Consider the following 22891-nt stretch of genomic DNA (forward strand, 5'->3'; position numbering starts at 1 on the left):
CGGACTCCAGCGCTATTATGGTTTTAAATGAATGCCATTCATTTATTGGTCAGCCACCACGGACGGCCACGGAGAGGACATCATGCAGAATCTTGAACGCGACGTTGTGATCGTCGGCGCCGGACCGTCAGGGTTGACGGCAGCACGCGAATTGAAGAAGGCCGGACTCAGCGTTGCGGTGCTCGAAGCACGCGACCGCGTGGGTGGCCGCACTTGGACGGATACCATCGACGGCGCCATGCTGGAGATCGGCGGCCAGTGGGTTTCCCCGGACCAGACAGCCCTCATGGAACTGCTGGACGAGCTCGGACTCAAAATGTACTCGCGCTACCGCGAAGGCGAGTCCGTCTATATCGGTGCAGACGGCAAGCGCACCCAGTACACCGGTGACACTTTCCCGGTAAACGAAACCACCAAGGCCGAGATGGACAAGCTGGTAGCCATCCTGGATGAGCTCGCTGCGGAGATCGGCCCCACCGAACCCTGGGCCCACCCCAAGGCACGCGAGCTGGACACCATCTCCTTCCACCACTGGCTCCGCCAGAACTCCAGCGACGAGGAAGCCTGCAGCAACATTGGCCTCTTCATCGCCGGTGGCATGCTCACCAAGCCCGCCCACGCCTTCTCCGCACTCCAGGCAGTCCTGATGGCGGCCTCGGCCGGTTCCTTTAGCCACCTGACCGACGAAGACTTCATCCTGGACAAGCGCGTCATCGGCGGTATGCAGCAGGTTTCGCTGCTGCAGGCAGCAGAACTGGGTGACGACGTCGTACTCAACAGCCCGGTCCGCACCATCAACTGGTCAGAGAACGCCGTGACCGTTGTTTCGGATGAGGCAACCGTCAACGCCCGCTTCGTGATCATGGCGGTGCCGCCCAACCTGTACTCCCGCGTTTCCTTCGAGCCGCCGCTGCCGCGTCGCCAGCACCAGATGCACCAGCACCAGTCGCTGGGCCTGGTGATTAAGGTCCACGCTGTTTACGAGACCCCGTTCTGGCGCGAAGAAGGACTTTCCGGCACGGGCTTCAGCGCAGGCGCACTGGTCCAGGAGGTTTACGACAACACCAACCACGGCGATTCCCGCGGCACTTTGGTGGGCTTCGTATCCGACGAAAAGGCCGACGCCGTGTTCGAGCTCAGCGCCGAAGACCGCAAGAAGGCCATCCTGGAATCGATCGCCGGCTTCCTGGGCGATAAGGCCCTCACGCCCGAGGTCTACTACGAATCCGACTGGGGCTCCGAAGAGTGGACCCGCGGTGCCTACGCGTCCAGCTACGACCTCGGCGGCCTGCACCGCTACGGCAAGGACCAGCACGCGAACGTCGGGCCGATCTACTGGTCCTCGTCCGACCTCGCAGCCGAGGGCTACCAGCACGTGGATGGTGCGGTCCGCATGGGCCAAGCAACTGCCGCACGCATTGTTGAAGCCAACAAGCTGGCAACGGTAGCCGTCTAGCGGCAGAAAAGAACTAAGCGGCAGGCCGGGGGAGCGTCATTCCCGGCCTGCCGGCACCACCTTTTAAGCGGTACTCCAGAAAGGACCACCATGCGCTACGTAGTGGGTTACACCGCCAATGCGAGGGGGCGCGATGCCGTTCACCTCGCCGTCGCGCTGGCCAGGAACCACGATGTGAGCCTGGATCTGGTCCTGGTGATCCCCGAGGATTCCCCTTTCAATGCCGTCTATCCGCCCGAGGCCGGCTACAACGACATCCTCACCGACCAAGCGCAGCGCTGGCTGGACGAGGGCCTGGCGTTGATCCCGGCGGATGTCACCGCACGCGCGCACATCCGCCGCGGCGATTCCGAGGCCCGCACGCTGATCGAGGCCGCAGTGGAATTCGACGCCGCGGCCTTGGTCATAGGCGCCAGCAACGGCGGGCTGCTCAAGCGGTTCACGATCGGTTCCGTGGCGAGTTCACTGCTCCACTCATCGCCGGTTCCGGTGGCTTTGGCGCCGCAAGGGTATCAGCGTACGGATCCGATAACGCGCTTGAGCTGCGGTTTCGGGACGCGCCCGGGCGCTGATGAACTTCTCGACGTCGCCGTTGAATCTGCGCGCGATCGCGGCCTTCCGCTGCGGCTCGTCTCCTTGTTGGCGCTCGACGGCGGTAACTCGCCTGGGTTGGCCGACGCCGCCTGGGTGCATGCCGCCGACCGGCTTGCCGCCGTCGGGGGTTCTGCGGACGCGGGCGGTTCTGCGGACGCCGCCGGTTCCCTTCAAGGTGAGCCGGAGATCGTGGTGGCGCAGGGCCGCACCATCGAAGAAGCCGTTGACCGACTCGACTGGGAAGACGGCGAAATCCTGCTGATCGGTTCCAGTCGCCTGGCCCAGCATCGGGCCACTTTCCTGGGCAGCACCGCAAACCGGATCCTGCGTGCCCTCCCCGTTCCCATGATTGTGGTCCCCCGCGACTACACGCGCCACAGCGCCTAGCAATCGCCTGAGAGGCAGAACCCATGTCAACTGCACCAAAGACGGTCCAGTCGAAGGAATCATCCCTGAGTGAAAAGGGACTGAAGGCCGGATCGGTGGGCTTGATCGGCGCCGTCGTGATCGGTGTTTCCTGCATCGCGCCCGCCTACACGCTCACCGCGGCCCTGGGCCCCACAGTGTCTGAGGTTGGCGTGCACCTGCCCGCCATCTTCCTGGTGGGCTTCATCCCCATGCTGCTGGTGGCGCTCGGCTACCGCGAACTGAACAACGCAATGCCCGACGCCGGTACCTCCTTCACGTGGGCGACGCGCGCCTTTGGTCCGTGGATCGGTTGGATGGGTGGCTGGGGGCTGATCGCGGCCACGATCATCGTGCTGTCCAATCTGGCTGCGGTGGCGGTGGACTTCTTCTACCTCATGCTCGGGCAGATCTTCAGTAATCCGGCATTGGGTGAGCTGAGCAAGATCCTGCCGTTGAACATCGCCACCACGCTCGTGTTTATCGCCTTGGCTTGCTGGATTTCCTACCGCGGCATGGAGACCACCAAGGGCGTGCAGTACGTGCTGGTGGCCTTCCAATTGCTGGTCCTGGGCTGGTTTGCGGTCTCGGCGTTCGCCCATGTGGCCAACGGCACGGCCTTTGACGCCACCGCCATTTCGCCGGACTGGTTCAACCCGTTCGCTGTGGACTCGTTCTCGCAATTCGCGGCGGGTGTGTCCCTCTCGATCTTCATTTACTGGGGCTGGGACGTCACCCTCACCATGAACGAGGAAACCAAGAACCCGGAGAAGACACCCGGCCGCGCAGCCACCATCACAGTGCTGGTGATCGTGGTCATCTACATGACCGTTGCACTGGCTACCCTGTCCTTTGCTGGCGTTGGCGAGACCGGTTTGGGGGCCGGTAACCCGGAGAACCAGTCCAGTATCTTCGCCGTCCTTGCCGGCCCGGTGATGGGTCCGTTCGCGATCCTCATGTCTTTGGCGATCCTGAGCAGCTCCGCCGCGTCCTTGCAGTCGACGTTCGTGTCGCCCGCACGGACCATGCTGGCCATGGGCCACTACCGTGCTATCTCACCTCGCTTTGGCAGCATTAGTCCCACTTTCAAGTCGCCCAGCTTCGCCACCATTGCAGCTGCCATCGCTGCCGCAGGCTTCTACGTCATCACAAGGACGGTGTCCGAGAACGCGCTGTGGGACACCATCACCGCACTGGGCATGATGATCTGCTTCTACTACGGCATTACCGCGCTGGCCTGTGTCTGGTTCTTCCGGGCATCGGCGTTCAGCAGCGTCCGGGCGTTCTTCTTCAAGTTCCTGGCACCCTTGCTGGGCGGCGTGATCCTGCTGGTCATGTTCGTCAAAACAGCCATGGATTCCATGGATCCGGAGTACGGCTCGGGCTCCTCGGTGGGCGGTGTCGGACTGGTGTTCGTCCTGGGAATGGGCGTCATCCTGCTCGGCGTGGTGATCATGCTGGTGATGTACAAGGTGCGGCCTGAGTTCTTCAAGGGCAAGGTGTTGACCCGGGCGTAGCCAGTGATGAGGCTGGCACGCCCGCAGCTCGCTCGGCTGCTTCAAGGGCCCCCGCAAGACGCTCGACGGCGGCCCGGTAATCCGTCCCAGCCGTCACCTTGCAGAACTCGGCCTCCCGCATGGCCCGCGTCAGCGCCGCCGTCTCCGCTGACCGCACATCGGTCATGGCGGGGAAATCGATGGTCCTGGCGGGATCAAGCTCGTAGCGGCTCCACTGTTCAAGGAGGTTCTCGTGGCGGGCGGCGTCATCGGCAAAACCGGTACGACGCCGGGGCTCGGCTGCGTGGAGGCGTTCGACTTTGCGGATGCTCGCCAGGGTGGCTGCCGCGGTGGCGATGCCGACGAACATCATGATCAGCCCGGCCGGTGGCCAATGCACAGCCGGGACAAGGATGGCGGGCGTAACGACCACGAGGCCGCCGAACACGTCCCAAAAGACGCCGTCCGGTTCCTGCCCACGCCCATAGCTGAGTTTCCTGTGCAGGACGTACGTGGTTGCTGCGGTTGCGAGAACCAGAGCTGCACCCCACAGGAGCATCATGGCGGGCATCGGACCACCTCCAGGCGAATTCGCTGCTTTGCATTCAGTATGCGCCAGTGGCTGGATCCGCGCGACACCCTCCATCGGACAATTCACCACCGCAAACGCAGGTGAATTGTCCGGATCAGGGTGATTCCTGCCCGGGACTGTGTCGCACCCGGGGCGTAGCCTAGGCAGCATGAGATTGAAAATGTGCAGCATCCACGTCAAGGACCCCGCAGCAGCTCACGCTTTCTACACGGAGACACTGGGCTTCGAGACCCTGATGGCGATGCCTGAATACAACTTGTTCATCATCAAGGATCCGGGAGCGGACAACAGCACGTCGCCGGGGCTGCTTCTGGAGCCGAGCGATAACCCCATCGCCGCGAACTACATGAACGCACTCCATGAGTCCGGCCTGGCTGCTATCACCTTTGGTGTGCCCGACGTCCAGGCCGAGTATGAGCGTTTGCTTGCCGCCGGCGTGAAGTTTCAAGGTGAACCGTCTGAGGATCCCTCCGGCGTCAGCGCAGTCTTCGATGACGGGTGCGGCAACTTCATTCAGCTCCACCAGGACTAGTGCCTTAAATAACTGTGGCCGGGACCCGCTGGTCCCGGCCACAGTTAGTGAAAGCTACGCGTGATCGCGCTTGGAGGTCTTCGGAGCATCACGCTTTGCAGCGGCGTTGTCCCTGGCTTCCTTGGTGGCGGCCTTCTTGGCGGCTTCGTCCTTGACGCGCTGCGCCTCGGAGCGAACAGCTGCGTGTGTGGCGCGTTCGGTGACCAGCCACTGCGGGGGAGACTGCAGCAGCTCGGCGATTTCCGCCGTCGTGAGTGCTTCTTCTACTCCGCCGCGGGCCAGGCCGCTGATGGAGATGTTGAGCTTGTGCGCGACTACCGGGCGCGGGTGCGGGCCGTTGCGGCGCAGCTCGGCGAGCCACTCCGGCGGGTTGGCCTGGAGCTCGGCGAATTCGTCGCGTGTGATGGACGAATCCTGGAACTCCTGGGGTGTTGCGGGCAGGTAGATACCGAGTTTCTTGGCAACTGTTGCCGGCTTCATGGACTGGGAGTTCGAGGACGTCATGCTTCAAGGGTATCTGGCCGGTACTGTGAGTGTGTGCCAGACGCTGAAGAATCCGCCGAAACAACCGAACCCCTAGCCGGTCTCCGCTTCGCCTATGTTGCGGGTGTGACTCCTGGGAAATGGATCCGGCGGTGGGAAGAACGGATGCCCAACTTCCCGTTGCATTCGTTCATGTCCGACGACGCCGCTCAAGTTTCGGTGTTGCGTGACGGTTTGGCTGACCTCAGCTTTGTTCGGTTGCCCGTGGACCGCGAAGGTTTGAACGTCATCCCCCTGTATGAGGAGCAGCCCGTGGTGGTCGCTCCCAAGGGGCACGAGATCTCAGTGTTTGAGGAGGTCGCGCTGGAAGACCTCGTCGAGGAGAACTTCCTGGATGTTGACGAGATGGGCGGGCCGGACATGGCCCTCCAAGTGGTGGCATCCGGTGCTGGACTGGCGATCCTGCCGATGTCCGTGGCGCGGCATCTCAATGTTAAGGACACGGTGATGCGCCGCCTGACCGGGGCTCCCATTACGCAGATCGGCTTGGCCTGGCTGGTTGGAACGGACAGTCCCGTGATCGAGGAGTTCATAGGGATCGTGCGCGGCCGGACGGCGCAGAGCTCACGCCAGCCCTCGGCGCAGCAGGAGAAGCCCAAGAAGGTGCCTAAGCCGGATCGACGCGGCGGTGGCCCCAAAAAGCCCGCAGTCGCACAGCGCTATGCGCCGAACCCGGACAAGGGCCGTGGCAAGGGGTCCCGCAAGAAGGGCAAGCGGTAAGCGGTGACGCTCCTGCCCAGTTAGTGGGTAGATTTGCCGGACTTTGCGGCCAGATCGCTGGTATCTTGCTCTTTCGAGTGAGGTAACCGGGGAGGAACGCGGCCTAGTCCGGGCTTACCCGCCGTGGATAGCGCTTTGCTGCTGCTCTGATCGGTTGAGGTAGGCAAGGAGAAGATCCCCGGCCTCTTCCAGATCCCCGGACTCCAACGCTGAACAGATCTGCTCATTCTCCTTCAGCCAGTCGCTGTAGAAGTGGGCGTTCATGGTGGCTTTGTGGAAGTAGAGCCGCATCTCGGCAAGGATCTGCGCCATGATCGTGTTCAGCCGGTTGCTCTCGGCCAGGGCCACGATTGCACCGTGGAAATGCTGGTTTGCGCTGCCCAGGCCTTCGTTGTCGTTGGCAGCTGCCGCCCGTTTCCCTTCCTCGACGGCGGCCCTGACGGCGGCGATCCGCTCCGGCGAACCACCCGCGCGGATTGAACTGACCTCTATGGCGCGGCGGACCGTGTAGACGTCGTGGATGTCGCCTGCTTCAAGGGTGGCCACAAAGACACCCTTATTGGGCTGGCGGAGGAGCAGCCGCTCACCGGCCAGCTCGGCGAACGCTTCGCGGACGGTGTTCCGGGATACTCCCAGGTCCTCGGCAATAGTGGCTTCGGTGAGTTTGGCGCCCGGCACCAGGAATCCCTCGGCGAGCTGATACCGGAGTTCTTCGGCGACTCTCTCAGCAACAGACGGAACTCTCATCCGGACGCGTGCCCGCGCACTATCAAGGCCAACGTGTTCGTTTTTTTCCTGATCTACACCGGCCATGACACCAAAATTACACGATTGCCGGAAACTGGGATCGCTGGATTGTTGAACAATCCAGCAGATTGGTGCATCCTAGATGTAACGCACATCACGAGGCAGGGATCACATCATGGCAATCATCGATCTGAACAGCGACGTCGGAGAGTCCTTCGGGCGCTGGACACTCGGTGATGATGCGGCCATGTTCGAGTCGGTCTCCAGCGCCAACGTTGCCTGCGGATTCCATGCTGGCGACCCCAGCGTCATCCGCAGCACCTGCGAGAAGGCGGCCAAGGCCGGCGTTGTTATTGGCGCCCATGTCGGCTACCGCGACCTCGCGGGATTCGGCCGCCGCTTCATGGATATCGATCCCATGGAACTGGCCGATGACGTGGTTTATCAGATTGGTGCGCTGCAAGCGTTGGCTGCCACCACCGGGGCCAGTGTCCAGTACGTGAAGCCCCACGGTGGTCTCTACAACGCAATCGTGAAGGACACCGCCCAGGCACGGGCCGTCGTCCAGGCTGTGAGATCGGTTGACCCCAACCTTCCGATCCTTGGCCTTCCTGGTTCCGAGGTCCTGCGCCTCGCAGAGGAAGCCGGCCTCCGGGCTGTTTCCGAAGCGTTCGCGGATCGCGCCTACAACCCGGACGGAACATTGGTTTCGCGATCCCAGCCGGGCGCGGTTCTGCATGATCCCGCCGAAGTGGCCGAACACGTCCTTCGGATGGCTACTGAACAATCCGTCAGGACAGTTGACGGCTCCATCCTGAAAATCCGCGCAGAAAGCATCTGTGTGCATGGTGACTCACCGGGAGCCGTTGCAATGGCTACCGCTGTGAAGTCCGCTCTGGCCGACGCCGGCGTCACGGTCGGCTCGTTCCTCTAGCCCGCCCCGGGCTCCCGCACCATCCCTCATCCCCCCGGAGGACATCATGACCAGCACAAACAACGCAGCCAAGGCAGTGACAAGGAAGCCACCGCCCGGCGCTATCAAGGCGTACGTCGCCAGTCTTACCGGAACGTCGCTTGAGTACTATGACTTCGCTATCTACTCGGTGGCCTCGGCCCTCGTATTCCCCAAGATCTTCTTCCCCGGCAACGACGAATTCGTGGCGTTGCTGCTCTCCTTCTCGGCATTTGCGGTTGGCTACCTGGCCCGCCCGATTGGTGGCGTCATCTTCGGCCGACTCGGGGACAAGATCGGCCGCAAATACGTGCTGGTCTTTACGCTGGTCCTGATCGGTGTAGCCACGGTCCTCATCGGTGCGCTGCCCGACTACTCAGTGATCGGCGTAGCGGCACCTACTATTCTTGTGCTGCTGCGTCTGGCGCAGGGCATTGGTGTTGGTGGCGAATGGGGTGGCGCAGTGCTGCTGTCCAGCGAATTCGGCGACCCCAACAAGCGCGGCTTCTGGTCTTCCGCGGCCCAGATCGGCCCGCCCGCCGGCAACCTCATGGCCAACGGTGTTCTGGCCATTCTCGCCGCTTCCCTCAGCGAAGAAGCATTCCTCTCCTGGGGCTGGCGCGTAGCCTTCCTGGCTTCCGCACTCTTGGTGGTCTTCGGCCTGATCATCCGGCTCAAGCTTGAAGAAACCCCCGTCTTCAAGGCTATCCAGGCCCACGGGGATCGCCCCAAGGCTCCCATCAAGGAAGTCTTCACCACACAACCCAAGGCTTTGGTGGCAGCAGCGCTTTCCCGTGTTTGCCCTGACATCCTTTACGCGCTGTTCACCGTGTTTGTGGCGGTTTATGCCACCAAGGAACTGGGCATGACCACCGGCAACGTCCTGTCCGCCATCCTCATTGGCTCCGCGTTCCAGCTCTTCCTGATTCCGCTGGCCGGGGCCCTGACGGACCGCTTCAACCGCCGCTGGGTCTACGGCATCGCAGCGGCGGCCACCGCAGCCTACATCCCGCTGTTCTTCCTGATGATCCAGGGCAAGTCCGTAGCCATGCTGACAGTCGGCACCGTGATCGGCCTGGCACTCCACGCCTTCATGTACGGCCCCCAAGCGGCCTTCATCACCGAGCAGTTCCCGGCCAGGCTCCGGTACGCCGGCAGCTCGCTGGCCTACACCCTGGCCGGCGTGATTGGTGGAGCCGTTGCCCCCATCATCTTCACCGCCCTCTACGGCGCAGCAGGTGGCGGCTGGTACTTGATCGCCGTCTACATCCTCGTCGCTGCAGTAGTCACCATCGTCGGCATGCTCCTGGGCCGCGACCCCAAGCCGGAAGAAGATGTCCGACTGATGCAGGGGACCCAAGCTCAGCCGGCGGCGTAGCGAAAATGGAAACCGTAATGCAAACCACCACTGCTAAGAGGGTCCGCTCCGTCAGGCCCGTCGGCACCCGGGCGGTTCTGGCCGAGCTGGACGGGCTGCAGGATGTCCTTGCACTGCAGGACATGCTCTACAAGTCCCCGCTTCCCGGACAGGTGGACGTTCTCGCCGCCGCGGAAACGGTCATGGTGGTAGGAGAGTCCGCAGCGGCGACCCGAGCAATCGGGTTGCGGCTCATGGAGCTCGAACTCACCGCTCCGGAGGTAACCGACTCCGGGTTGGTGGCCATCGATACCGTGTACGACGGCGACGACCTCGCCGACGTCGCGGAGCTCACCGGGCTGAGCGTGGACGGCGTCGTAGCTGCGCACACAGGCCAGATCTGGACCGTAGCCTTCGCTGGATTCGCTCCCGGTTTTGGCTACATGGTGGGCGAAAATGAGGTCCTCACGGTACCCCGACGCTCCTCCCCACGTACGGCGGTTCCAGCTGGATCCGTTGCTCTGGGTGGACAGTATTCCGCGGTCTACCCGCGCCGTTCGCCGGGCGGTTGGCAGCTGATCGGCCGGACCGGTGCACGAATGTGGGATCTGGACCGGGCCCAGCCAGCCCTTGTCAGGCCCGGCGATCGGGTGCAGTACCGGGCCGTCCGCGAGGTTGTGACTGCTGGAGCTTCGGAGGCCCGCGACCCTGAAACGGAGCACCACACTGAGTCCGGTCTTCGGATTCTCAATCCAGGTGCACAGAGCCTAATCCAGGACCTCGGCCGCCGGGGTTTCGGTCCGCTGGGTGTCTCTGCCGCCGGGGCCCTGGACAGGGCTTCCCTGCGACGGTCCAACCGGTTGGTGGGGAACGCTGCTTCAGCTGCGGCCATCGAATCCGTCAACGGTGGGCTCACCGTGGAAGCCGTGGGCGACCAAGTAGTTGCTGTCACAGGCGCGCCGACGACGCTGACCATCCAGTCGCCGTCGTGGGTTGAGTCCGAAGAGTCCGACGACGGCGATCGGCCGGGCGCGATGCGGACCGTTCCGATGGCCACACCTTTCGCGCTGCTCGACGGCGAAGTGCTCACCTTGGGTGCTCCCGAGTCAGGGTTCCGAAACTATGTGGGAATCCGCGGCGGAGTGGATGTGCCGGAGGTGCTGGGTAGTCGCTCAGCGGACACGATGTCAGGGATCGGACCGGGCCCTCTCATGGCTGGTCAGGAGCTTCCCGTCGGCGAGGACACAGTTTCCACCGCGGTGGGTGAGCCCGAATTGCAGCCCGAGTTTCCGGGCGCCGGCGTTACGGTACTGGATGTGGTCCCCGGGCCGCGGGCGGACTGGTTCGAGCCGGAAGCCCTGGATTCGCTCTGCGACCAGGAATGGCTTGTCACACCGCAGTCCAACCGTGTGGGCATGCGCCTGGACGGGACTCCGCTCAAGCGCACCCGTGAAGGTGAGCTTCCCAGCGAGGGCACCATGGCCGGAGCCCTTCAGATTCCGCCGGCCGGATTGCCCGTCCTGTTCCTGGCGGACCACCCCATCACCGGCGGATATCCCGTGATTGGTGTGGTGCGCGATGAACATCTTGATCTCGCCGCGCAAGTGCCCATCGGCGGAAAGATCCGCTTCCGGCTGGTGCCGGATTCCCCAAGCTTCACCACGACTTTTACGAAGACCCCAGAGAAGTGAGTATTTGATGCGCAAGGTCCTGATCGCGAACCGTGGCGAGATCGCCGTCCGCGTCGCCCGAGCCTGTGACGACGCCGGCATCCTGTCGGTAGCCGTCTACGCGGACATCGATGCCGATGCCATGCACGTAGGCGCCGCCGACGATGCCTACAGCCTGGGCGGAAACTCGCCGGCTGACACGTACCTGAACATCGGGAAGCTGCTGGCGGTCGCGGAGGAGTCCGGTGCTGACGCCATCCACCCCGGGTACGGTTTCCTTTCCGAGAACGCGGAGTTTGCACAAGCAGTGCTCGACGCCGGGCTTGAATGGATCGGACCCTCACCGGACTCCATTCGTCAGTTGGGCAACAAGATCACTGCCCGCGAAATCGCAGTCCGCGCGGGTGCTCCCTTGGTTGCCGGAAGCGACGGTCCCGTCTCCTCTGCAGCGGAAGCGCGGGCTTTTGCGGAGGAACACGGACTCCCGCTCGCGATCAAGGCGGCTTTCGGTGGTGGTGGCCGCGGTCTGAAAGTGGTCCGGGAGCTCGCCGAAGTTGAGGAAGCGTTCGATTCCGCGGTCCGTGAAGCTGTAGCGGCGTTCGGGCGTGGTGAGTGCTTCGTGGAGCAGTACCTTGACCGGCCGCGGCACGTGGAAGCACAGATCATCGCGGATAAACTCGGCAATGTAGTGGTGGTGGGCACCCGCGATTGCTCGCTCCAACGACGCCACCAGAAGCTTGTGGAAGAGGCTCCCGCTCCGTTCTTGAGCGATGAACAGCGTCAACGAATCTACGACGGCTCCAAAGCCATAGTGCGGGAGGCCGGGTACTACGGCGCCGGGACTGTGGAATTCCTGGTCTCAGCCGACGGCGCCGTGGCCTTCCTCGAGGTCAACACGCGCCTGCAGGTGGAACACCCCATCACCGAGGAAACTGCCGGGATTGACCTTGTGCAGGAGCAATTCCGGATTGCCGCCGGATTGCCGTTGAGCATCACGGAGGATCCTGTGGCGCAGGGACACTCCTTCGAGTTCCGTATTAATGCCGAGGACGTGGGCCGTGGATTCTTGCCGTCCCCCGGCACCGTGGCTTCCTTCGAAGCGCCCACCGGTCCTGGCATCCGCTTGGACACCGGTGTCCGATCCGGCTCCTTCGTGGCGCCGCAATTCGACTCCCTGTTGGCCAAGCTGATCGTCACCGGAGCTGACCGGCAGCAGGCACTGCGCCGTGCCCGGCGTGCCTTGGCCGAAATCAACATCACGGGCCTCGCCACCGTCCTGCCGTTCCACCGCGCGGTCCTGGAGTCCGAAGACTTCACGTCCGTTGCCGGAATGCGGGTTCACACCCGATGGATTGAGACCGACTTCGCAGACAAGATCCCGGTGGATCCCGAATACAGTGTTGTTCCTCCCGGAGGGGAGCGGCGAACCATCACCGTGGACGTGGATGGGAAGCGCCTCGCGGTTGGCCTTCCCGCGGATCTGCTGGATGGCTGGGCGCGTTCCGGGCAGGGCATTCCTGCCTTTACCGCGCCGACCGATACGCCGGGTTCGGTCACCCGTGGAGACTCTCCCGCGGAATCAGCCCTCGTCTCCAGCATGGCCGGAACAGTGGTCAAGTGGCTCGTTGAACCCGGTGCTGAAGTAGCCGCCGGGGATCCCTTGGTGGTCCTGGAGGCTATGAAAATGGAAACCCAGGTCCCTGCGCACCGTGCAGGTACGCTCTCCGAAGTCCTGTCAGCTCCCGGTGGCGTGGTCACGGCTGGTGCAGTGCTGGCGCACATCTCGTAAACCCGCTTTTCCGTTGCCAACCCGCTTTTCCGTTCCTGCCCAGCGACGGAAAAGCGGGTTGGCAACGTGATTGAGGGCTAGGACGTAACGGCAACACCCAGCACGCTGTCCAACAAGCTGTTACGGAATTTGCCCGAAGGATCGTTGGCCTGAACCAAAGACCGGAAGTCCTCGAACCGCGGGTAGAGCGCGGCGAAGTCGTACTGGCCGGGCGTGAAGAGCTTGCCCCAGTGCGGGCGGGCTCCGAACGGACGCAGGGCTTCCTCAAGCTCGGGCAGCACTGTTTCCACCTCGGTCTGGAGCGGCTTCCACGTGAAGTGCAGCGCGACACTCTGCTGCTGGTAGAACGGGCTGAGCCAGAACTCGTCAGCTGCCACGGTGCGGATCTCAGAAACGAATAGGAGCGGTGCGAGCTTGTGGGCGAGTTCCCGGACAGCCTGCAGCGCGGCCGGCGCCTGATCCAGGGGCAGGAGGAACTCACTTTGGAGTTCCTCGCCGTTGCTCGGCGTGAACTCGTGGCGGAAGTGGGGCAAGCGGTCCAGCCACTTCCCTGCGACGTCCAGCTGCTCGGTGCAATTCTCTGCAGACATGTCCGGCAGGGGATGCATGGCTGACGTCGCCGGGGTTGCTCCGAAAAGGTCAGGTAACGGGGCCTCGGTGTCCAGAGCCTTGAGCCAGACCTGGGGAATGGTGTCGCCGGTGTAGTTGGTGAAGAAGCTGACGCTGTAGGCACTGGATGCGATGGTTTGGAAGTTCGCCAACGCACCCTCCCAGGACAGGTTGGTGAGCACGCGCTGCCGGACCTCGTAGCTTGGTCGGATCGCGAGTTCCAGCCCTGTGACAATGCCAAGTGCTCCCATTCCCACCACGCTGGCGAGGAATTCGTCGTCGTCCGCTGTAAGGGTCACCAGCTCGCCGGAGGCGCGCACCAGGTCAACGCTGACGACGGCGGCAGCCAGCGACGGATTGTTGACTCCGCTGCCGTGCGTGCCGGTTTGGATAGCGCCGGCAACCGAGATGTGCGGGAGGGAGGCGAGGTTGTGGATCGCGTAGCCCTGTTCCTCAAGGGCGCGGCCCAAGGCCCCGTAGCTGATGCCACCGCTGACCTTGACTGTGCTTTTCGCGGTGTCCACTACTACCTCCTGGGGGAGGGCGTCGAGCAGGATGTGGGTTCCGTCGGTGTCTGCAACGGTGTTGAAGGAGTGCCGGGAACCAAGGGCCTTGATGCGGGTCGCGTGAGCTACGAGCTCGCGCAGCTGATCCACGGTGGTTGGCCGCTGGACGTCCGCTGACGAGTACTCAAGATTTCCTGCCCAGTTCTTCATCGAATGATCTCTCGCTTGTATTTTTAGACTCTGTAATTGTTAAGGTTCACAACTAATTGCGTCAAGAGGAGTCCAAGTCGGCACCGGATAGAGTTCAAGAAATCCGCTGTCTATCAGGAGTCGCAACGTGAGCAAGGGATCAAAGCCCACCATTCGGGATGTGGCCAGGGCGGCGGACGTCTCGCTGACCACAGTTTCCTATGTGCTTTCCGGTCGTCACGGTGGCACTACCCGGATCAGCCAGCCCACGCAGGACCGTGTCCTGGCTGCGGTGCAAGAGCTCGGGTATGTGCCCAATCAGGCCGCGCGAGGGATGCGCCGGGGCAAGACTGACGTAGTTGCCGTGGCCATCGGAAACCTCGAGTGGCCGTGGGACCGGGCACTCGCCACCGCCGCAGCCACGATCCTGCCCCAGCACGGCTACCAACCAGTGATCCTGCTGGGTGATGACTGGCGGAAGTTCATGATGTCCGGCGGTGCGGACGGCGTCATCATCGGCTATTTCCCGGAAGCAAAGTCCGAGGACGAAACAGTCACTGAATTGGCCCGCCGTGGCGTTGCCCAGGTGGTCATTTCAGGCACCATGAAGCAGGCCGGTTTCGATGTCCTTGCTCCCGAACCCGAGGCCGGGCTTGCAGAATGCATGGAATTCCTCACTGCGTCGCACCGCAGGATCGGCTGCATCCGGAGGGCGGACCCGGCCGGCCGGCCCAAGAGCCGCTTCGCCGCCTACGTAGCAGGACTGAAGAACGCGGGCATCCCACTTGATGAGTCCTTGGTCAGAACGTCGCAGCACCGTCCGGCCATCGCATATCAGTCCGCGCTTGAGCTGCTGCAGCTAGCGGACCGGCCTACCGCCATCTTTTGCACGGACGACATGGAGGCGCTGCAGGCCATTCGGGCCGCCTACCGCCTCGGCCTTCGTGTGCCCGAGGACGTTCAGGTTGTCGGCGTCGGGAACTCTACCGAGGGCCAGGAGTACGATCCAGCCCTGACAACAGTGGGTCCGGACCCGATCTTTGAGCAGGTTGTCCGCATGCTGCTCGATCGCCTGGCGGGAGTTACACCGGCGGAGGGCATTCGGGTGGCCTCGCCGTGGAAGTTGCATCGGCGAGGTACCACGGAGGGCTAGCTAGTCCTTCAGTGGGCGGCGAGCCAGCCAAGCAGCCACGATCGCACCCGAGATGTTGTGCCACAGCGAGAACACGGCCGACGGGAGTGCAGCCAAGGCACCGAAATGTGCCGTGGCCAGCGTCGCAGCCAAGCCGGAGTTCTGCATGCCAACTTCGAATGCGAGGGCACGGCGGGCCTTATCATCCAGGCGGCCGAGCTTACCGGCAAGGTATCCAAGCCCCAAGCCGAAACCGTTGTGGAGGACTACGGCCAGGAACACGATTCCTCCGGCGGCAACAATCTTGCTGGCGCTTCCCGCCACAACAATGGCCACGATCAACGAAATCACGACGGCGGATGCCCACGGAAGTGCCGGAAGCACCTTTGCGACGAGCTTCGACAGGAAAAGCCGGGCCAGAAGGCCCGCGATGACCGGCAGCAGGACGGTCTTCACAATGTCCATCACCATGGCACCGGCATCGATGTGCAGGAAGGATCCCGCCAGGAAGAGTGTCAGTGCGGGGGTCACCAAAGGTGCAATGAGTGTGGAAACGGAAGCGACGGCCACAGAAAGGGCCACGTCCCCCTTGGCCAGGAAAGCCATGACATTGGAGGCGGTGCCGGAAGGAGCGCAGCCAACGAGGATCAGGCCAACGGCCAGTTCCGGTGGAAGCTGCAGGAGGACCGCAATGAGCCACCCGGCTCCGGGCATGATCACGTAGTGCGCCGCGATTCCCAACGCCACAGCCCACGGACGCCGGGCCACCGAGGCGAAGTCTGGTGGGGTCAGCGTGAGGCCCATGCAGAACATGATGACGCCCAGCAGGTAGGGAACTGCGACGCCCATGGGCTTGAACAGATCGGGAATCAGGAAGCCGAGAACGCCGGCAACCACCACCAGTAGGGGGAAAACTGTGACGGCGATACGCGCAATCTTGGCTTCAGCGGCTAGTGCGGCGTTGACGGGCGCAGCGGTTTCTTCTGTTTTCGATGGGGATTTGGTTGCCTCAAGCATTCATCCATGCTCACACTCGGCGCCCAAGCCGAGCGAGTTCGTTACATCCACCCAGGGGTATATGTCAGGGGTTGAGCTTGCCGGCCAGCCGCTCGCGCATACGGACGCTGGCTTCGTTGAGCCCGATGAACTCCACGTCACGCCCATGATTCCGGTACTTCTCGGTGACTGAATCCAGCACGGCAACCGTAGAGGCATCCCAGATGTGCGAGCCGTGCAGATCGATGATCACACGATCTATGTCCTCTGAGGAATCTTTCGCATAGTCGAACTGCGTGTACAGATCATTGGAGGAAGCGAAGAACAGTTCGCCGTCCACCGTGTAGGTGGCAACAACTTCACCGTTGAGTTCCAGTTCCGTCCGCTCAACAGTTGCGAAGTGGGCCACCCGCCGCGCAAAGAGCACCATGGCGGTCAAAACGCCGACGCCGACACCCACCGCGAGGTTGTGCGTCGCCACCACGGCGGCAACGGTAATGAGCATGACGGCGGTCTCGGACTTGGGCAGGCGCTTGAGCGTAGCAGGCCGGATGGAATGCCAGTCGAAGGTGATCAATGAAACGAAGATCATCACGGCCACCAACGCCGCCATGGGGATCATGCCCACAACATCGCCCAGGACCACCACCAATACCAACAGGAAAACGCCGGCCAGGAACGTCGAGAGCCGGCTTCGAGCCCCTGAGCCCTTGACGTTGATCATGGTCTGACCGATCACCGCGCAGCCACCCAGGCCGCCAAGGAAACCGGTGACGATGTTGGCCGCACCCTGACCCCACGAGACCCTCGTCTTGTTGGAACGGGTGTCCGTGATGTCGTCCACCAGCTTGGCAGTCATCAACGATTCCAGAAGGCCCACCAATGCCATGGACAAGGCGAAGGGTGCAATGATCTGGAACGTCTCCAGGTTCAACGGAACGTTGGGCAGGAAGAACCCGGGCAGGCTGTCCGGGAGTTCGCCTTTATCGCTGACCGTGGGAACATCGATGCCACCCACCACTGTCACCAACGTAATGAGAACAATGGCCACCAGTGGCGCGGGGATAGCCGAGGTCAAGCGGGGCAGCCCGAACACAATCACCAAGCCCACAACCACAATGGGGTAGACCATCCACGGCACGTTGAAGAGCTCGGGCATCTGGGACATGAACACCAGGATCGCCAGCGCGTTCACGAAGCCGATCATCACGGACCGCGGGATGAAGCGCATCAGCTTGGTGACGCCCAGAACGGCAAGGATGATCTGGAAGACGCCCGCCAGGATGATGGTGGCAATGAGGTAGTCGAGCCCGTGTTCCTTCATGACCGGCGCGATCACCAGGGCCACAGCACCAGTGGCAGCAGAGATCATGGCAGGACGCCCGCCCACAATCGCGGTGACCACGCCCATGGTGAAGGAAGCGAACAGCCCGATCCGGGGATCAACGCCGGCAATCACCGAGAACGCGATTGCCTCGGGGATCAGCGCCAGGGCCACCACGAGCCCCGCGAGGGACTCCGTCAGCAGGCGACGGGGCGAACGGAAAGTCGCCCGCAGTGACATGAGTTGCTCGGGAGTCATGGGTCCTTAGAGTGCGGTCTTACATGGCAGTCTGGCGGTAACGCTCAATCTGCTTAAGACGCCGCAAGAGGCTGTCGCGCCGCGGGTGCGGGACGACGTCGGGCGCCTCAGCGGTGAGATCAATGTGTTCGGTTCCGTACTGCCACAGCAGGAGATCATCCAGGAGGCGGTCCGGGCCGGGGGAGTAGCGGTGGTCCAGGGCCTTCCGGACCTCGGTGATCCGGTTGGCGCTGAGCAGTCCGGCAAGCTCCACGGTCTTGGTGAGTCCGTGGGCGGCGAGCAGCTCGGCAGCCCATCCCCAGTCGTCATCAACTTTACGGTCAACGTGCGGCAAGAGGGTACGCCAGACGTCACGAACCCGGTTGGGTGTCAGTGGCGCGCCCCCCTCACCCTCAAGATCCCAGTAGCCGCGGACTTCCTCATAACGCTCGTGAAGATCGGCGAAGGCGCTTTCCACGGTTTCCAACATGGCCGCGGTGGCCGTGAACTGGCGGTCGAAATGTGGTGTCCAAGCGCGCGGATCTTCGGCTTTGAAACGAATGTCGTGCTCGATCTCGCTCCAAGCGTGCGCGAACACCGTGCGGATCTGGCATTCGAAGAAGTAGCTGCCGTTGGCGGGCATGTCCGGGTTGAAGACGTGCTGGTACTCCTTCACGGCCTCGTTCTGGATGGTCCGCAGGATGAGGTGCCGGCTGGAGTAGCCGTACGTTCCGGACTCGATGGAGCCGATGTCCTTCTCACGGTCGCCGCGGCAATCAAAGAGTTGGCGCTGCCGCTTGATGATATTGGCTACGGCGGCGTTCTCCGCCGGCAGTTTGGTGATGACGCGGATGCCCACCATGTCATTCAACGTGCGGAACGGGTCCGGGAACTTCAGCAAGCGCGGCCCGCCGGGCTCCAAAGGTTCATCCGTTCGGGAAATCTTTTCGCGGAACGACTCAACGGTTTTGGTCCGCCCCGTGACGAACAAAGGGGTGACCTCGGCGTCGTTCAGCATGTCCCTCAAAGTGAGCAGCACATCCCGTGTGACCCGCTTCAATGCAGGGCGAACACGCTCATAGAGCGCCACATTCGCATCCACTGCGTCGCGCTGGGCCTGATCCAGGCTGTCCCAATTGCTTGCCATGCCCCCAGCTTACGGGGCGGGTCCGACACTGAACCGAGCCACCCGCCGTCGGGGTGCCTCTAGCCAAACTACCGAATCGTCACGATAGGCTCAGTACAAAGGAGGGCGCAATGTTGCGGCACAAGTACAGCTACGGCGAACACCCCAGCCAATGGGGCGAACTCTTCATACCTGAACCGTCCAACGGAAACCATCGCGGCGCTTCCAGCGTGGCCGGTGGAATCGCCGTTGTGATCCATGGCGGCTACTGGCGCTCACAGTACGGCGCTGAGCTTGGTGAACCCCTTGCTCGCGACCTCGCAGCGCATGGCATCACCGCCTGGAACCTTGAGTACCGGCGGGCCGGGAATGGCGGTGGTTGGCCTCATACCTTCGAGGACATCCTCGCCGGAATCGACCATCTATCCCATATAGCCGGCGACCATGACCTGAAACTCGGCAAAGTAGTGGCGCTAGGCCACTCAGCTGGCGGCCACTTGGCCGTCTGGGCTGCCGGGCGGCAGAAGCTGTCCTCCATTGGAACGCCCGACGCCGACCGCCAACTTCAGCGCGGACCGGAGGACAACGCTGTGCACTTGACCGGCGTGGTGAGTCAGTCGGGCCTCCTGAACCTGGCGGCGGCGGAGAAGCTGAACCTCAGCAACGGCGCTGTCTGCAACCTCATGGGCGGCGATTCCCATAGATTCCCTAAACGGCATAAATACGCGGATCCCATGAGTTCCCTGCCCATCAACGTCCCCGTTTATGCCGTGCATGCCACGGATGACGAGGACGTTCCCGCGAGCCAATCCGAAGCGTATGTGGCTGCGGCAACGGCGGCCGGAAGTGCGGCCCAGCTGCTGCGCGTCCCTGGCGACCATTTTGACCTCATCGACCCCAAGGCCGTGGCCTATAAGAAATGCCGCGAACTGGTGCAGCGGTTGCTCTCGTAATTAGTGGGCCGTAGGGGGCCGCCTCTGGCAGAGTGGTCTCCATGCTGACAGTCATTGGTGAAGCTTTGGTGGACGTCGTTCAACGCTCCTCGGGAATCGAGGCCCATGTGGGTGGGAGCCCGCTGAACGTTGCGGTTGGTCTGGCGCGGCTGGATCACCCGGTGCAATTCATTGGGCGCTACGGCCGCGACGCGTACGGCGATTCCATTGCGGCGCACCTCCGTTCCAGCTCGGTGATGGTGCCGCTTCCGCCGGATGAGAAGCCAACCAGCGTTGCCACCGCGCAGATCGACGACGACGGCGCCGCCACCTACGTTTTCGACCTCGCCTGGGAACTCCCCGGACTCGCCGGGCGGTTGCCGCTGATGCTGCAAGGCTCCACCCTGCTGCACACCGGCTCCATTGCCACTTTCCTGGAGCCCGGCGCCGCGGAGGTGATTGCCGCCGTCGAGCACGCCCACCCGAGCAGCACCATCAGCTTCGATCCCAACTGCCGGCCCAGCATCATCACGGATGTTGAGTATGCACGAACCCAAGCCGAGCGCTTTGTGGTGCTGTCCGACGTCGTGAAGGCCTCGGACGAGGACCTCGAATGGCTGTATCCCGGCGTTGATCCTGTGGAATCCGCGCGCCGCTGGCTGTCCTTGGGCGGTGAAGAAGGACCGGCTTTGGTGGTGGTGACGCGGGGTTCACGTGGTCCGTGGGGCATCACCCGGGCAGGGGAAACCCAGATTTCCGCGCCCTCCGTGAATGTGGTGGACACCGTGGGCGCAGGCGATTCGTTCATGGCGGGGCTGTTGTCCGCCATTGTGGACCACGGTTTGGACGGCGCGCAGAACCGGTCCGATCTCCGGGCGATGCCGGTGGAAACACTGACCGCCATCATGGATCACGCCACCCGTGCGGCCGCCGTTACGGTGTCGCGGGCGGGCGCAAACCCGCCCACGCGAGCTGAGCTCAACCACGGAGTGGAGTAGGTCCTAGCCGGCACCGTGTCCGTCAGCCACTTCTTCGCCAGCCTTCACGGGTCCCGGAGGAGTGCCGTCGCCGAATGGGCGGCCGCCGAGGGATTCCCGTCCGTGATCGGTGAGCCAGCCGGATAGGTCAGGACCGGCAGGGACGATCTTGGTGGGGTTAATGTCCTCGTGGACCATGTAGTAGTGCTGTTTGATCTGCACGAAGTCGATGGTGTCCCCGAACCCGGGTGTCTGGAACAGGTCCCGGGCATATCCCCACAGGGCCGGCATTTCGCTCAGTTTGTTGCGGTTGCATTTGAAGTGCCCGTGATAGACCGCGTCGAACCGGGCCAGGGTGGTGAAGAGCCGGACGTCTGCCTCGGTGATCGAGTCACCCACGAGGTAACGCTGACCGCTGAGCCGCTCTTCCAGCCAGTCCAAGGCAGTCCACAGCCTGTCATAGGCGGCATCGTAGGCTTCCTGGGATCCGGCGAAGCCGCACCGGTAAACGCCGTTGTTGACCTCGGTGAAGACGCGCTTGTTGACCTGGTCAATTTCCTCGCGCAGGTGCTCCGGGTACAGATCCGGCGCACCCGGGCGGTGGAATTGCGTCCACTCGCTGGAAAAGTCCAGCGTGATTTGGGGGAAGTTGTTGGTGACCACTGCTCCGCTGGGGATATCCACCATGGCAGGGACGGTGATGCCGCGGGGGTAGTCCGGGAAGCGGCGGAAGAACGCTTCCTGGAGTCGCTCGATTCCCAGCACCGGGTCCTTGCCGTCGGGGTCCAGGTCGAAGGTCCAGGATCGTGCGTCGTGCGTGGGGCCAGGCTGGCCGAGGCTGATGACATCCTCCAAACCAAGAAGCCGGCGCACGATCACGGCACGGTTGGCCCACGGGCAAGCCCGCGCTGCAATCAGGCGGTAGCGGCCGGGCTCCACGGGCCAGCCAGGCTCACCGTTGGGTCCGGCCGCACCGTCACGGGTGATCCTGTCCTCGATGTAGTTTGTGTCCCGGGTGAACTCGCCGCCAGTGACGTAAGCTCCGCGGGTGCTGTGTTCTTCGACTTCGCTGGTCTTCTCACTCATGACTTCACACTATGCTGCGCTCCCTGAACCGCGCGACCTTGTGGGCCGGTGCGCCCACGTAGACTGGCATGATGCGGCTCGTAGCAAGCGATATTGACGGCACAATCCTCGGTCACGACGGCAAAATCAGTGACCGGACCATCAAGGCATTTCAGGCGTGCCGCGACGCAGGGGTGGAGCTCGTCTTTGTCACGGGTCGCCCGCCCCGCTGGTTGTACCCGCTTCAGGAGCAGCTGGGTCACAGTGGGATCGTGATTTGTTCCAACGGTGCGGTGGTGTGGGATCTCGAATCCGAGCAGGCTCTCTCTTCATGCGCCCTTGATGCCAACGCTGTTTTTGAAGCCCGCCGCATCATCAAGGACATCCGGCCTGACGCACTGTTCGCTGTTGAGACCCTCACGGGTTTCCAGCTGGAGCCGGGCTTCATTGAGAACGAAACCAGCGAGTTGCTCGCGGAGTTCACCCCCAAACCGCTGGCCGAGACGCTCACGGCGGAGGACGCCGTCGTGAAGTTCCTGGCGATCACCCGCAAGGGGACGCCGGATGAGTTCCTCGCCGAAGTGCAGCCGGCCGTAGCCCACCTTGTGTCCACCACGCACTCAGCGCCGCGGACCGCGATGCTGGAGATGTCTGTTCCCGGCATCAACAAGGCCGTCACACTCGCCCAGTACGCCGAGTCGCTGGGGATCGAAGCCGCTGATGTGGTGGCGTTCGGGGACATGCCCAACGACATTGAGATGCTTCGCTGGGCCGGTCACGGTTATGCGATGGCCAGCGGACACCCGGAAGCCATCCTCGCCGCCGGGCAGCAGGCGCCGCACTTCGACGACGACGGCGTAGCCCAGGTTCTCGAGGCAAAGCTCACAGAGCAGCGGGTCTAGTCAGGCTGCACCGGTGACCCTTAGGGCTGAGCGAGCCATGGGA

The 22891-nt window shown here is 63.1% G+C and carries 21 protein-coding genes; 13 read left to right on the plus strand and 8 right to left on the minus strand.

All coding sequences use genetic code 11. The annotated features are described in order from the left end of the window. The first annotated feature begins 31 nt into the window (after nucleotides 1-31). From MOD31_RS09080 to MOD31_RS09090, 3 genes are all read left to right on the plus strand, one after another. A complete protein-coding gene (locus tag MOD31_RS09080; protein WP_284705337.1) occupies nucleotides 32-1456 on the plus strand; it encodes an NAD(P)/FAD-dependent oxidoreductase in 1425 nt (474 codons plus the stop codon). Nucleotides 1457-1546: 90 nt separating this feature from the next. After that, nucleotides 1547-2437, plus strand: a complete 891-nt coding sequence (locus tag MOD31_RS09085) for a universal stress protein (protein ID WP_250820391.1) — start codon at nucleotides 1547-1549, stop codon at nucleotides 2435-2437. Nucleotides 2438-2460: 23 nt separating this feature from the next. Continuing rightward, nucleotides 2461-3972: an APC family permease gene (locus MOD31_RS09090; RefSeq protein WP_142937267.1), complete on the plus strand. Its 1512-nt coding sequence runs from the start codon at nucleotides 2461-2463 to the stop codon at nucleotides 3970-3972. Here the strand turns inward: MOD31_RS09090 and MOD31_RS09095 are convergent. Beyond that, entirely contained in the window at nucleotides 3944-4522 is a 579-nt protein-coding gene (locus MOD31_RS09095) for a hypothetical protein (protein WP_223941352.1), read from the minus strand. The two genes, MOD31_RS09090 and MOD31_RS09095, sit on opposite strands and share 29 nt — an antisense overlap. 169 nt (nucleotides 4523-4691) lie before the next feature. On the opposite strand from MOD31_RS09095, the gene MOD31_RS09100 reads away from it, so the two are divergent. Further along, complete coding sequence (locus MOD31_RS09100; protein WP_142937265.1) at nucleotides 4692-5075, plus strand: VOC family protein; 384 nt, start codon at nucleotides 4692-4694, stop codon at nucleotides 5073-5075. Between the two features lie 54 nt (nucleotides 5076-5129). On the opposite strand, the gene MOD31_RS09105 is transcribed toward MOD31_RS09100, so the two are convergent. Then, nucleotides 5130-5579, minus strand: a complete 450-nt coding sequence (locus MOD31_RS09105; RefSeq protein WP_142937264.1) for a DUF5997 family protein — start codon at nucleotides 5577-5579, stop codon at nucleotides 5130-5132. Nucleotides 5580-5612: 33 nt separating this feature from the next. Here MOD31_RS09105 and MOD31_RS09110 point away from each other — a divergent pair, with 33 nt between their 5' ends. Continuing rightward, nucleotides 5613-6338, plus strand: a complete 726-nt coding sequence (locus tag MOD31_RS09110) for a LysR family transcriptional regulator substrate-binding protein (protein ID WP_250820392.1) — start codon at nucleotides 5613-5615, stop codon at nucleotides 6336-6338. A gap of 114 nt (nucleotides 6339-6452) precedes the next feature. Here MOD31_RS09110 and MOD31_RS09115 read toward each other — a convergent pair whose 3' ends face one another. Then, nucleotides 6453-7151: a GntR family transcriptional regulator gene (locus tag MOD31_RS09115; RefSeq protein ID WP_142937262.1), complete on the minus strand. Its 699-nt coding sequence runs from the start codon at nucleotides 7149-7151 to the stop codon at nucleotides 6453-6455. 109 nt (nucleotides 7152-7260) lie between these two features. Here MOD31_RS09115 and MOD31_RS09120 point away from each other — a divergent pair, with 109 nt between their 5' ends. The 4 genes from MOD31_RS09120 to MOD31_RS09135 are packed head-to-tail and all read left to right on the plus strand — an operon-like array spanning nucleotide 7261 to nucleotide 12853. Beyond that, on the plus strand, nucleotides 7261-8019 hold the full coding sequence (locus MOD31_RS09120) for a LamB/YcsF family protein (protein ID WP_250820393.1): 759 nt from the start codon (nucleotides 7261-7263) through the stop codon (nucleotides 8017-8019). 46 nt (nucleotides 8020-8065) lie between these two features. Beyond that, complete coding sequence (locus MOD31_RS09125) at nucleotides 8066-9415, plus strand: MFS transporter (RefSeq protein ID WP_166842638.1); 1350 nt, start codon at nucleotides 8066-8068, stop codon at nucleotides 9413-9415. Nucleotides 9416-9420: 5 nt separating this feature from the next. Beyond that, nucleotides 9421-11085, plus strand: a complete 1665-nt coding sequence (locus tag MOD31_RS09130; protein ID WP_250820394.1) for a 5-oxoprolinase/urea amidolyase family protein — start codon at nucleotides 9421-9423, stop codon at nucleotides 11083-11085. Between the two features lie 7 nt (nucleotides 11086-11092). Beyond that, nucleotides 11093-12853 carry a biotin carboxylase N-terminal domain-containing protein gene (locus MOD31_RS09135; protein WP_250820395.1) on the plus strand — a complete coding sequence of 587 codons (1761 nt, stop codon included), beginning with the start codon at nucleotides 11093-11095 and terminating at the stop codon, nucleotides 12851-12853. Between the two features lie 77 nt (nucleotides 12854-12930). Here the strand turns inward: MOD31_RS09135 and MOD31_RS09140 are convergent, their stop codons facing one another. Beyond that, complete coding sequence (locus tag MOD31_RS09140) at nucleotides 12931-14178, minus strand: D-arabinono-1,4-lactone oxidase (protein ID WP_250820396.1); 1248 nt, start codon at nucleotides 14176-14178, stop codon at nucleotides 12931-12933. Nucleotides 14179-14305: 127 nt separating this feature from the next. Here MOD31_RS09140 and MOD31_RS09145 point away from each other — a divergent pair, with 127 nt between their 5' ends. Then, nucleotides 14306-15310, plus strand: a complete 1005-nt coding sequence (locus MOD31_RS09145) for a LacI family DNA-binding transcriptional regulator (RefSeq protein ID WP_223941358.1) — start codon at nucleotides 14306-14308, stop codon at nucleotides 15308-15310. Here the strand turns inward: MOD31_RS09145 and MOD31_RS09150 are convergent, their stop codons facing one another. The 3 genes from MOD31_RS09150 to MOD31_RS09160 form a co-directional block, all read right to left on the minus strand. Further along, nucleotides 15311-16306: a bile acid:sodium symporter family protein gene (locus MOD31_RS09150; protein ID WP_250820397.1), complete on the minus strand. Its 996-nt coding sequence runs from the start codon at nucleotides 16304-16306 to the stop codon at nucleotides 15311-15313. A gap of 64 nt (nucleotides 16307-16370) precedes the next feature. Further along, the gene (locus MOD31_RS09155) at nucleotides 16371-17867 is read right to left on the minus strand and encodes a SulP family inorganic anion transporter (RefSeq protein ID WP_250820398.1); all 1497 of its coding nucleotides are present in this window, start codon (nucleotides 17865-17867) and stop codon (nucleotides 16371-16373) included. A gap of 19 nt (nucleotides 17868-17886) precedes the next feature. Next, nucleotides 17887-18993, minus strand: a complete 1107-nt coding sequence (locus MOD31_RS09160; RefSeq protein ID WP_250820399.1) for a GTP pyrophosphokinase family protein — start codon at nucleotides 18991-18993, stop codon at nucleotides 17887-17889. Between the two features lie 110 nt (nucleotides 18994-19103). Here MOD31_RS09160 and MOD31_RS09165 point away from each other — a divergent pair, with 110 nt between their 5' ends. Continuing rightward, nucleotides 19104-19925, plus strand: coding sequence for an alpha/beta hydrolase (locus tag MOD31_RS09165; protein ID WP_142937252.1), 822 nt, complete (start codon nucleotides 19104-19106; stop codon nucleotides 19923-19925). Between the two features lie 41 nt (nucleotides 19926-19966). Continuing rightward, nucleotides 19967-20902: a carbohydrate kinase gene (locus tag MOD31_RS09170; RefSeq protein ID WP_223941362.1), complete on the plus strand. Its 936-nt coding sequence runs from the start codon at nucleotides 19967-19969 to the stop codon at nucleotides 20900-20902. A gap of 3 nt (nucleotides 20903-20905) precedes the next feature. On the opposite strand, the gene MOD31_RS09175 is transcribed toward MOD31_RS09170, so the two are convergent. Beyond that, on the minus strand, nucleotides 20906-21967 hold the full coding sequence (locus MOD31_RS09175; protein WP_223941363.1) for a glutathione S-transferase family protein: 1062 nt from the start codon (nucleotides 21965-21967) through the stop codon (nucleotides 20906-20908). Nucleotides 21968-22038: 71 nt separating this feature from the next. Here MOD31_RS09175 and MOD31_RS09180 point away from each other — a divergent pair, with 71 nt between their 5' ends. After that, nucleotides 22039-22848, plus strand: coding sequence for an HAD family hydrolase (locus MOD31_RS09180; protein WP_208097081.1), 810 nt, complete (start codon nucleotides 22039-22041; stop codon nucleotides 22846-22848). Nucleotides 22849-22891: the final 43 nt, after the last annotated feature.

Origin of the sequence: Paenarthrobacter sp. TYUT067, from assembly GCF_023656375.1 — a bacterium.
Taxonomy (GTDB): domain Bacteria; phylum Actinomycetota; class Actinomycetes; order Actinomycetales; family Micrococcaceae; genus Arthrobacter.